Origin of the sequence: Candidatus Phycosocius spiralis, from assembly GCF_030158815.1 — a bacterium.
Lineage (GTDB): Bacteria > Pseudomonadota > Alphaproteobacteria > Caulobacterales > Aquidulcibacteraceae > Aquidulcibacter > Aquidulcibacter spiralis.
Window position 1 is genome coordinate 78,398 of the sequence record NZ_BPFZ01000006.1, and the last position, 11,337, is coordinate 89,734.

The 11,337-nt window shown below is 48.3% G+C and carries 6 protein-coding genes; 4 read left to right on the top strand and 2 right to left on the bottom strand.

The features are described from left to right. Positions 1-22: 22 nt before the first annotated feature. From rcdA to PsB1_RS06190, 4 genes are all read left to right on the top strand, one after another. Positions 23-547: a protease adaptor protein RcdA gene (gene rcdA / locus PsB1_RS06175; protein ID WP_284359794.1), complete on the top strand. Its 525-nt coding sequence runs from the start codon at positions 23-25 to the stop codon at positions 545-547. Between the two features lie 600 nt (positions 548-1,147). Then, positions 1,148-4,174, top strand: coding sequence for a TonB-dependent receptor (locus tag PsB1_RS06180; RefSeq protein ID WP_284359795.1), 3,027 nt, complete (start codon positions 1,148-1,150; stop codon positions 4,172-4,174). A gap of 89 nt (positions 4,175-4,263) precedes the next feature. Then, positions 4,264-5,790, top strand: coding sequence for a tryptophan halogenase family protein (locus PsB1_RS06185; RefSeq protein WP_284359796.1), 1,527 nt, complete (start codon positions 4,264-4,266; stop codon positions 5,788-5,790). Next, the gene (locus PsB1_RS06190) at positions 5,787-7,313 is read left to right on the top strand and encodes a tryptophan halogenase family protein (protein ID WP_284359797.1); all 1,527 of its coding nucleotides are present in this window, start codon (positions 5,787-5,789) and stop codon (positions 7,311-7,313) included. Before PsB1_RS06185 ends, PsB1_RS06190 begins: the two co-directional genes overlap by 4 nt. A gap of 123 nt (positions 7,314-7,436) precedes the next feature. On the opposite strand, the gene PsB1_RS06195 is transcribed toward PsB1_RS06190, so the two are convergent. Together PsB1_RS06195 and PsB1_RS06200 are read right to left on the bottom strand one after the other, a co-directional pair. After that, positions 7,437-8,132 carry a DUF6445 family protein gene (locus tag PsB1_RS06195; protein ID WP_284359799.1) on the bottom strand — a complete coding sequence of 232 codons (696 nt, stop codon included), beginning with the start codon at positions 8,130-8,132 and terminating at the stop codon, positions 7,437-7,439. Between the two features lie 224 nt (positions 8,133-8,356). Beyond that, entirely contained in the window at positions 8,357-11,191 is a 2,835-nt protein-coding gene (locus PsB1_RS06200; protein ID WP_284359801.1) for a TIM-barrel domain-containing protein, read from the bottom strand. Between the last annotated feature and the right edge of the window lie 146 nt (positions 11,192-11,337).

Below are 11,337 nucleotides of genomic sequence, written 5' to 3' on the forward strand. Positions count from 1 at the left end.
ACAAGGAAGGGCGGACTACCGCATGCTGAGTGAAGTTTCAAAGCAGAGGATGGGTCAAAGAACGCCATATGAGCGTATCTACGAATTTGCTAATTCTGATATATTTGATCGGATGTTCCGCGAGGGTATCGATTTGGTTGAGGAGACAGCGAGTTATCTTGATGGAGATGGTCGAAGGGAAGCAAAATTTCTGGAGCGTGATGCTGCGCTGGCCTATGCTTCTGAGAGCATGCGCTTAACCACACGTTTGATGCAAGCGGCCTCTTGGCTGCTTGTGCATCGTGGAGTTCGCGAGGGAGAAATTTCACCCCGCGATGCTCATGATCCCAAATACCGATTGGGTGCTAAATCGGTATGCACCACAGTTCGAGAACCCCATGCACAATTACCCCAACGTTTGATAAGTCTGTTAGAGCGTTCCCATCGCATCTATACGCGTGTGGATCGCATCGAAGGCACTTTGTTTGATTCGGGTGAGCACATAATCGACAATCCAGTTAATGCGCAGCTTATGCGCCTAAAAGCCGCACTTTCCCCTTTGGACTAATGATGCACAGATTGCGTGCTTATGTATGCGTAATATTACTCAAGCCAGACAAGACTAACCCAAAATAACCCTACAATACCCCCAATATACCTTCAGAATATTCCTTTTGTGTAGAATAATCCTTTGTTTGAAAAAATTTTGTTTGAAACAATAAGGGGTAAAACCGGGGGCCGTTTGTTCATGGGTAACTACTTATACAAATAATTGACTAGTTTGCCTCCCAGCCAATGGGACAATCGCCGACAAGGTTTGAGGGTGCACGCCTCTATAGCTCACAAGATCTGGTAAATTCACAAGACATGAAAGACCCAACAGATCAGATGCATGATTTCTTGCGCTATCTGGTACACAATCTTAATTCTCGATGGCATTTTTCCCGATTGCATTTGATACGAGTGGCCGGGCCTCACCAAATTGCCTGTTCATCATGATTGTAAGAGTAAAGCCCAATATAATTTGCCCATTATTATTTGCCCATTATTATTTGCCCATTCAGGGTCCACATTTGTTCAAGGAATTTCGATTTGTAAAAATGTAGCAATTCACATAAGGTAGTCTTAACTTGGAGTTATTTCGAGAGAATCAGGGGGAGGAAAATCAATGAAATCTAGTTTTAAGCGCCAGACAGTGCTTCTCACGGCTGTGTCTGCAACCGCACTTTTAGCAGGTGGTTTTGCACAAGCTCAGACGGCTGAAGAAACGAAAAACGATAAAGTAGATGTTATCGTCGTAACCGGCGTAAGAGGCTCTCAAGAACGTGGTATATCCATTAAGCGGCTTTCCCCTGAGATCGTTGATGCCATCGTTGCCACCGATATTGGCAGGCTTCCGGACGTGACGATTTCAGACTCACTTCAACGTGTGACTGGGATACAGATTTCTCGATCAGCAGGCGAAGGCGCAGGTGTTTCGGTTCGCGGTGCGCCTCAGGTGTTGGCAACACTCAATGGTGAGCGTTTTATCACTGCTGAAAACTTGCTGTCTTCAAGTGTTAGTTTCAATGACATCCCTTCGAGCATTGTGACTGGTATCAATGTGTATAAGTCGCAAAACGCAGCCCTTACAGATGGTGGGTTGGGCGGGTTAATCGACCTTCGGACAACCCGTGCACTCAAACTCAAGCCAGGCTTCTCAGGCAGTGTTTCGGCGCAGGCGGGCTATGGAAGTTACATAGATGGTGCAGATACACGTATTGATGCTACGGCTGGATATAATTGGGACGAAAAATATGCGATGGCACTCGGCCTATCGTTTAGCGATAGTACCTCAGCAGGGTCTCAGCAATTTGTCGATCCAGACCGGGTTGATGAATATTCAACTTGGATTGCTGATCCGACCCAAAACCTGAATGGGGATGCTGACAAAACCGACGATTATATCGTCCCAGTTGGTTGGAACACTAACGTCAATTCACGTCAGTATGACCGCAAGCGAACTGGTGTGATTTACAACTTCAACGCTAATTTGGCAGATGGTTTTGAGCTGGTTGCCGATATTGTCTATAATCAGGCTGAAGAGGCCCAACATGGTCAACAGTTATTCATCAATGGCAATTTCGGTGGACGCGGATCGTTACCAGCTTGGGCAGCCGCCAATCCAGGTAAAGCAGCAATCACCGGTTTTGGTGTAGCCTCTGACCAAACCAATCGCGGATTTTATGTGACCGGCTTCAACGGTTTAACCAATGGCCTGCGTGCCGGGGTTCAATCTACCTACCGTGACACTGACGCGCTGAATACAAATTTGGAATTACGCTATGACAAGGGCGGGCCTTTCACAGGCAGTGTGCGTTGGGTTCACGCCGATGCCAACCGTAGTTTGAAAAACATGACTGTGGCTAACCAGACAGACACGAAAAAACTGGTGCGTTCGCTTGGGGGTAATGCAGAAGATATCAATCCAGGTTCGATTCCAACCAAAAGCATCTATGACTATAGTGTGCGTCTTGATAAAAAGAGCATGTATTTTAATATTGGTCAGGCTTTGACAGGTCTCGCATCTAACCCTGGGGCTTGGTATCAGCATTCAAGTTGGCTAGAGCGTAACAAAACTGATCTGACGATGGATGTTCTGCGTGCCGATGGCAAGCTAGACTTTGATGAGAAAGGCTTCTCCTTTGAATTTGGCGCGCGCTATTCTAAAAGAGATATGAGTGAAAGCCGCGACGACTATTTCTCGCCCTCGGGCTTTCCAGGCTTGCTAAACAAATATGGTGAAGCGGGCTATGCTTTAGGCCAATCTAAAACACCCGGTGGGACAGCGTTCGGACTGACCTATGATCCCTTGCCAGTCTATGGTCTCGATTCTTCCAAACTGGCACCCTATGTCACCAAAATCACCTATTTCGGTGAGGTCGGCGGATTAAACGTCGCTCTACCCTTGGTGGATACCCGCGCAATAGGCAATAATCCAGAAGCTTGGCGAGACTTACTTTATGGAAAAGGGATGTATATCAACGCCCCAGATCGCTCTTATAAGATCAAAGAACAGCAGACTAGCGCTTACCTAAAAATGAATTTTGAGGCACCGATCAGAGATGTTGTTAATTTCTCTGGTAATTTGGGAGTCCGCATCGTCAATACCAAGCTCGATGTGACGCAGAATATTACTAACCCTCTAAGATTACGTAAGGATATTCTTGCAGGTGTTGATCCTAACCACACCGCCTATATTGATCTGGGAGACAAAGTAACTTCGACTGACCGTACTGTTGCATTGCCCAGTATCAATTTGAATTTCGATATTGGCAGCAATTGGCGGGTCAAGGCAGCCTATACTGAAACTCAAGCCCTGCAAGACTTGCCAAACTTGGGACAAGGTGAAATCACTTATTATAATGGCGAAGATTTGAACGCCAAGGAAACTTTCCAACGTGTCGCTTCGGTCAATAAAACCGGTAACCCAAAGCTTGATCCGTGGTTTGCCCGTTCGGCAAGTTTGGCAGTTGAATGGTATCCAAACAAGGATACGTTGGTCGCCTTTGGTATCTTCAATAACGATATCGAATCCTATACATATAATGCTGTGGGTACTGATCCAACCGTGCCTGATTCCGATGGTGTTGTTCGCCGTGGTGCCACAACAAATACCATCTCCCAAGGTGAAGGTGCCAGCTATCATGGTTTTGAATTCGGCTACCAGCAGTCATTCAAATTCCTACCTGGAATCTTGCGCAACACGGGTGCGAACTTCAACTACACCTACTCGCCTAGCCAAGGCGGCATTGATCCGGGCACGGGCGAGACCCTTTTTTTGAACAATGGCAAAAAAGTGCCTTTCAATAATACCGCCGAAAACCAATTCAACATCTTACTGTGGTATCAAGATGAGCGCTTCCAAGCGCGGGTTGCAGTCAATTATCTTGACAAAACCTATCAGGGCTCGCTGGCGCACTGGTCATTTGACCCAAAAGTCAAGAAAACAGTTGGCCTTGGCACTTATTATGCGCCCCAAACCTATGTCGATGCCTCGGCTTCCTATGACATTAATGACATGTTTCAAGTCTTTATTCAGGGTTCAAACCTGACCGAAGAAGCACCTGTTCGCTATGCCGGTTGGAAGGGATTCAATATAGAATACAATCAGTTTGAACGTGTAATTACCGTTGGTGTTCGGGCAAAGTTCTAAACCAATTGGTAACTTATCTTACGGAGCTGTAGCTGTTGAGGGGGGCGGGATGAACTGCCCCCCTCTATTTATAATGTTGGAGCACGATCATGAGTGACATACGCCTGCAGTCCATCATTATCGTCGGTGGAGGTACAGCAGGGTGGATGGCGGCAGCTTCCTTGGCCCGTAAGTTCGCCAGCAACCGACATACCAAAATCACACTTGTCGACTCGGCGCAGATTGGGACAATCGGGGTTGGCGAAGCCACAGTTCCGTCCATTCGCCCTTGGCTTGACAGCCTGAAGATTAATGAAATTGACTTTATCAAGCGCTGTAACGCCACTTTCAAACTGGCCATTGGTTTTGACGGTTGGGCCGGCGAGGGGAGCCATTTCTTTCACCCCTTTGCCGAGCATGGTGTGCCAATCTTAGGTGTTGGGTTTCACCATTTGTGGACCAAACTGTATCATTGCGGGCGTGCGCAGCCAATTGATGCTTACTGCCTCGGCTCGCAACTGGCCGAAAAAAATCGCTTTGCCTTGCCGCGCAAAGACGAACGCGGTGAATTCCTGTTCAATTACGCCTATCATTTCGACGCTGCCTTGGTTGCTGCTTATCTAAAGAGTTGGTCACAAACCCATGGGGTGCGCCATATCGATGCCAGAATTGAAGCGGTCGAACAGAATGGTGAAACAGGCGATGTAACCCAGCTTTTATTGGAAGGTGGGCAGGTCTTGGCGGGCGATTTCTTTATCGATTGTACCGGTTTTCAAGGCCTTTTGATCGAGAAAACGCTGAAAACAGGCTATGAGGATTGGCGTCACTGGCTACCCTGCGATCGGGCCGTCGCCATGCCATGTGAAAGTCGTTTAGATCCCGCGCCCTATACGCGCTCTTTGGCCTGCGAAGCTGGATGGCAGTGGCGTATTCCTTTGCAACATCGCGTCGGCAACGGATATGTTTTTTGTAGCGACTATTTAGATGAAGACCAAGCCATTACTGAGCTCACACGCAATCTAGAAGGCCCACCTATCGCCGAACCGCGTATGATCCCTTTCGTTACTGGCATGCGGCGCGATATCTGGTCACATAATGTCTTTGCGCTTGGCCTCGCTTCGGGCTTCCTCGAACCGCTAGAATCGACCAGCATCTACATGGTTCAGACCAGCATCCAGAGCCTGATCAACAACTTTCCTACCCGTCATGATAATCCGTATTTGCGCAAAGAGGTCAACCGGCGCAACCGCGAACATCAAGAGCATTTACGCGATTTCATTATCTTGCACTATGCCTTGAACAAACGTGTGGGACAGCCCTTCTGGGATCGTTGTCGGACCATGGCCTTACCCGATAGCTTGGCAGGACAAATTGAATTATTTCGCCACACTGGGCGAATCCAAGCTGGGGCGAATGATTTTTTTCGATATAGCTCTTGGCTATCGATGTTTGCCGGATTTGGCGTGGTACCTCAATATTATCATCCTTCGGCTGACGATATATCCCTCGACGATCTTGACCGTGAGTTTGGGAACATGAAAACGGGGATCGATCGTGCGGTCATGGGTGCACTCAGCCACCGCGCGTTTATCGCCAAAAATTGTGCGGTCGCAACCATGGCCGAAGCAACGACATGAGTGCCGCCCCGATACGCCGGATCGTAATTCTTGGCGGCGGAACGGCTGGCTGGTCGGCTGCGGCCGCCATGGCCAAATTCGGCGAGAATCAGGCTCAACACCTTCGTAAGTTCGACATTACGGTCGTCGATTCTTCCCAAATTGGGACCATTGGCGTTGGCGAGGCCAGCGTTCCCAATATCGCCAACTTTAATGCTTGGCTAGGCTTAGACGAACTTGATTTCATTGTTAGCACAGGGGGGACGTTTAAGCTGGGAATTGAGTTTGTTGATTGGCGTCTAGCGGGAACTAAGTTCTTTCATCCTTTTGGTCGTTATGGTGTCGACCTCAAGGAAGCTGATTTCCACCAGTGCCTGGCCCAAGCCCGCAACGCCGGATTCAATGCATCATTGGAATCCTTTTCTTTGCCCATCACCTTGGCACGCCAATGCCGCTTTTCCCAGCCGGTCAAAGATGCGCGTTCACCCTTATCTGATTTCGGCTATGCCTATCATTTTGATGCAGGTCTTTATGCTAAGCGCCTGCGCCGCTACGCGCTTGATCGCGATGTGAAGCAATTAGATAGAAAGGTTGTCGGGGCGGCCCTAACGGAAAAAGGACACATAGACGCTTTGGTGTTTGATAATGGCGCGCGATTGGAGGAAGATTTGTTCATCGATTGCTCTGGCTTTAATGGCATATTGATTGAGGGCGCTTTAAACACCGGTTATGATGATTGGTCGCATTGGCTGGCGTGCGATAGGGCCGTTGCTATGGGGTGCCTTCACGCCAACAAAAATCTAGAACCCTATACCCAAGCCACTGCATGTGAGGCCGGCTGGACTTGGCGTATTCCGCTGCAACATCGCGTCGGTAACGGCTATGTCTATTGCAGTGCTTTTCTGGAGGATCAGGCCGCCCTCGATCGGTTGACAAGTTCTATGGAATTGAATGCGCTGGCTGAGCCTAATTTCGTGCGATTTGTATCTGGCAATCGCAAGCGGTTTTGGAACAAAAATTGTGTAGCACTTGGCTTAGCTGGAGGCTTTATTGAGCCACTTGAATCGACAAGCATCAATTTGGTTCATCGCGCTTTGTCAACTTTGATGGAATATTTCCCCGACACCGATTTTGATCCGCGCTTGCAGGCAGTGGCTAATCGCCGGATGCGGCTGGAAACCGAGAATATCCGTGACTTCATCATCCTTCATTATAAAGCGAGCCAGCGGCGCGACACCCCTTTTTGGTGCCATTGCGCCGATATGGAGATTCCAGATAGTCTTGCCCTTAAAATGGATACCTATCGTGCTGCGGGTCATCTATTACAATTTGAAGCCGAATCTTTCAAACCAGAAAGCTGGCTGACCCTTTTTGACGGTCTAGGTCTCATTCAGGAGACAGTCGAACCATTCGCCCGACAACTCGATGCTTTTGAATTGATGGGACCGCTCAAGGCCATGCAGGCCTCTATTGCCCAAGCGGCGCAACAGGCCATGCCCCACGCAGCTTTTATCGAGCGCTTTTGCCCGCTACCCGTTCAGTGACAACCTTACCCATCGACATCGCCTCAACTCGACCGTTTTCAATTCTTGCGCGGTTAGGGGAGGGGTTGCGACCAGCAATTGGGAAGAGCAATGAGGTTGTTGTCCAAAATGGACCATCTGGGACTAAAACGGCTCGAGTACGACGAAACCGTTGATCGTCAAGCGCCCTGTGCGAACGTTCTCGCTCAAAAGATGCGGCGCTAAGATATCGCCTGAATGCAATAGGGATCCAGGATAGAAGATTGCGCGATTGAACTGCGCCTCAACGCCACCAATGCGTTCAAAGCTCGCATTGCTACCCATGAAATAACTGTGTCTTTCCTTTGGGGTTGTTTCCTTCTTAAGGTGAAGGAGATATGGATGGAGTCTATCAGGACTCAGGCGCTCAAAGCCCGTCGCGCGCTGACGATAAAATGAAGTTCCGCCATGCTCTCCCTCACATAAATAGTGTAAGAAAGCCAGTCGGGTCGCCTCAACTCCATCGAAATGGGGTAGGGATTGTAAGGGGGTTAGTGCTGCTGGTGGCGTCGTTACCAAGGAAAAAGCACATAAATCAAAACCCCAAGGCGCATTACCCCCGTAGAGGTCGCGAAGCTGTGAAGCAAAAAGCTTAAGAACCCAATCACCGTATCCAGATGGTGAAGGAGCACGTACACCAGGATAGGTTGGCCCAATATCAATAAAGTGCGCCTGTGCGGCTGCGCGTAATAATAACTCCGGTTCAGCGCATAAATGATCAATAACCATCACGGGCGTTTGTTCGGTTCCAATGGAATGAATGGTCACCGTGATGTCGTCAGATGGGCGATAGTTTTCCATGCAATCCTGAAAGCTGATGCAAGTTCAATTCTAACAGAAATGTGGACCAAAGTGGTCAAGGTGGCCAATGCTTTTGGCATGGCCAGATTTCGCAAGCCTCTGTCCATGATGCTCAATACAAAATGTTCATGGGTATCGGCGCGGCCGAAAGCCGCCTACGGGTGGTATGGAACGCCAAATATGTCAACAAGTCCAGGGAGACGTGAACACACATTCTCAACTAACTAAAAGCCAATAATGCTTGTTTTAGATGGTGATACGGTCACTTTTTTGATGATCGAATTGGATTGGGCATCATGCTTGATTATGGTAAAACTGATCTCTCTCGCAGCGCTTGGATACGTGGTATCGCATTGATGAAACGTCACATATTGTTTGGCCTCATTCCAGCTGATTTTCCAATTACGATAGGCACCCTGCTCGTAATTGTGCCCATCACCTTCGTCGTCATAAAGAGTGAAGTTCCCGTCTGCGCCGGTATAAATGTGTAATTCGATCTGATCGGGAGTTTGCATGGCATAATCAATGCCCGAAGACATGGGGATGATGGAACCGAATTGGGCAAAAACTGGCATGTCTTGAATGGATGGACGTAACTTAAGTGTTTGGCCGCCTTGATAAGTAAGACCCGAGTTGAGGTCATACCAACCACTGCCAAGTGGAAGATAAACCTCGATCATCTTGTTGGGGCTCGTTTGCAGCTCAGCCTTATGTGACGGGCGAACCCATTCAACCCAAAGACTGACAATATCGTGCTTGGGTTGGCTTTGAGTTAACTCAAATGCATAGGCTTGTCCTGCCTTTAAATTGATCTCAAAGCTATAAACATCATCCCCTTCATGGTCGGCAAAAGATACAGCACCATCCGCCTTGGTTGCAAAGCCCGCTTCGGACCCCTTGCTGACTACCCGTGTTACGCCGTCCATGACAAATTTGATCAGTCCCTGTGTTGTGATTTTAAAAAGATGTATCCCAGACTCCTGCGCCACGATACGACCTTTCCACCGCGCGCTATAGGGCTTGCCCTTTAGGTCAATGGGTAAATCCCCAAACCAACTCATTTTCAAATCATCACTCGCACGTGTCTCGATCAGTTTTTCGAAATGTGCGCCTTCAAAGAAGCTAACTTCTGCCGCGGGGCCCTGCATGCCCACTACCGCATAGTTTGGAATGAATTCTTGATAATTGGTCTGGGGTGCTTCGAGTGGGCGGTTGACAACGGCGATAAGCAAATTCCTCCCGAACATATATTGGTTGGGATAGGCTGAAATCTTTGGATCGTGGCTGAAGTCCATAATCAGCGGGCGTAAAAATGTTTCATTGTTAAAGGTAACGCGTGCCGCTTGGCTATAAATATAGGGCATTAAGCTGTATCGTAGTTTCAGTGCTTTCTTTAAGGCTTCATAATGGGGATCGCCATCCTCACCCATGGCCCAAAGCTCACGTCTAATCTGGGTTCCATGGGCGCGGAAGATCGGTAAAAAGGCCACAAATTGGAACCATCGCACATAAAGTTCTCGATACGCACTGTCCTGCAGGCCGTTTGGAAATCTGTGCGTGACCAGAAAGCCCCCTATATCGCAAGTCCAATAGGGAATGCCCGAAAGGCTCATCTGCTGAGCTGCGACAATTTGATCATTCAAAGTTTGCCAGCCTGCGAAAGTGTCACCTGACCATGTAATGGCATTAAATGCCTGCTGGCCTGGATAGACCGAGCGCGAAAGAATAAGCGGTCGCTTATTGGCGTAGGCTTGGCGTGATTGATGATAAATCAAATTAGACTGATAATAACTAAAAGTCATAAGATTGTCAGAGATGTTACCAACAAAGCACTTTTCATTATCCAAATAGGATTTGGCCGTCACATAGCGGTTGCCCGTGGACATGAACTCAGGCTCACAACCATCCGTCCATAATCCATCCAATCCAACAGATAAGAGGCCTTTTTGGATCCAACTCCAGTAAATTTCACGTGCACGTGGTGCGGTGATATCAAGAACCTTTCCGCCGCTCCAATGGGTACCTTTAAACAGTAGCCCTTCATGATCCAACGCTTGATAGATCTCGCTTGCTTTGCCAAAGGCTGGCCAGACTGAGGCAATGATATGTGCATGATGGGAATGGACGTGATCGCACATGCCCTTCGGATCGGGAAAATTCGTCTTGTCCCATACCATGCCCGAGAATTGGCTTTCATCACCCCAATATCGCCAATCTTGAACCATGACGTCGATGGGCAGTTTTTTGGCACGGTAAGTATCGATTATATCTGTTAGCTCTTGTTGGCTTTTATATCGTTCTTGTGATTGCCAAAATCCATAAGCCCACTTTGGAAGCAAGGGTGCTTTTCCGGTGAGCCGGCGATATGCGGCAATCACTGCGTCTATATGACCGCCGAGGCATAGGTGATAGCGCGTCAAAGACGCATCATTTGTAAAGGTAAGATGGCGTCCTTGACTGGTGAATTGTGTGGCAGCATGGGTATCCCAAAGGATACCAATCCCATGTGGGCTCACCAAAAAGCTATTCACAGCGTCCATATTGGCATGAGCCAGATAAAGGGATTTGTCGCGATAATTGGCAATAGCGTCTCGGAACTGACCTAGGCCATACAAATCGCAGGCAAAAGGAAATGAAAAATGTTGAGCATGCTTGGAGGTGCCTGTATCGGTCAAGACGAGGTTACCTTGCCGGAAAAAATGCAACAGGCCCTTGCCAGGATCTATATGTAACCCGCAATCGCCATTGCGCAATATACCCCCTTCAAAATGGATCCCCGAGGCGGCTCTAGCTTTTAGAAAAAATCCTTCACGATCAATGTTTGAATTGCTGCGATATTTTACGACACTGAAAGTTCCTTCCGACATACACATTATGTCAAGGGTGGTGCCATTTTGGGATACCAATCGGACACCACCCTCAATGCGCATCATCTGTTCAAAGGAAGGATTTGATTCACCTTGGTGTTCGGCTGCCGAGCTTGATCGCGCATGTGCAGCTGCACATAGGGTCACGCTGGCACCCAAGAGCGCGCGCCGGTTCACTTCATCATCTAACATTCAATCATCTTTCATCGCTTAAATCGTCGGTTGACCTCAGCAATCAAACAAAACATCTTCGTGCCCAAGTTGCAAGGCAGAGGGTATTTGAGGCAAAGTTAAAAGCAACTGGTTGTTGTCTAAGCTAAGCGCTAGAAACAATATGA

Bases quoted from the DNA above. Each gene is read 5' to 3' on its own strand.
- rcdA (WP_284359794.1), top strand. From the start codon at position 23: ATGCTGAGTGAAGTTTCAAAGCAGAGGATGGGTCAAAGAACGCCATAT.
- PsB1_RS06180 (WP_284359795.1), top strand. From the start codon at position 1,148: ATGAAATCTAGTTTTAAGCGCCAGACAGTGCTTCTCACGGCTGTGTCT.
- PsB1_RS06185 (WP_284359796.1), top strand. From the start codon at position 4,264: ATGAGTGACATACGCCTGCAGTCCATCATTATCGTCGGTGGAGGTACA.
- PsB1_RS06190 (WP_284359797.1), top strand. From the start codon at position 5,787: ATGAGTGCCGCCCCGATACGCCGGATCGTAATTCTTGGCGGCGGAACG.
- PsB1_RS06195 (WP_284359799.1), bottom strand. From the start codon at position 8,132: ATGGAAAACTATCGCCCATCTGACGACATCACGGTGACCATTCATTCC.
- PsB1_RS06200 (WP_284359801.1), bottom strand. From the start codon at position 11,191: ATGTTAGATGATGAAGTGAACCGGCGCGCGCTCTTGGGTGCCAGCGTG.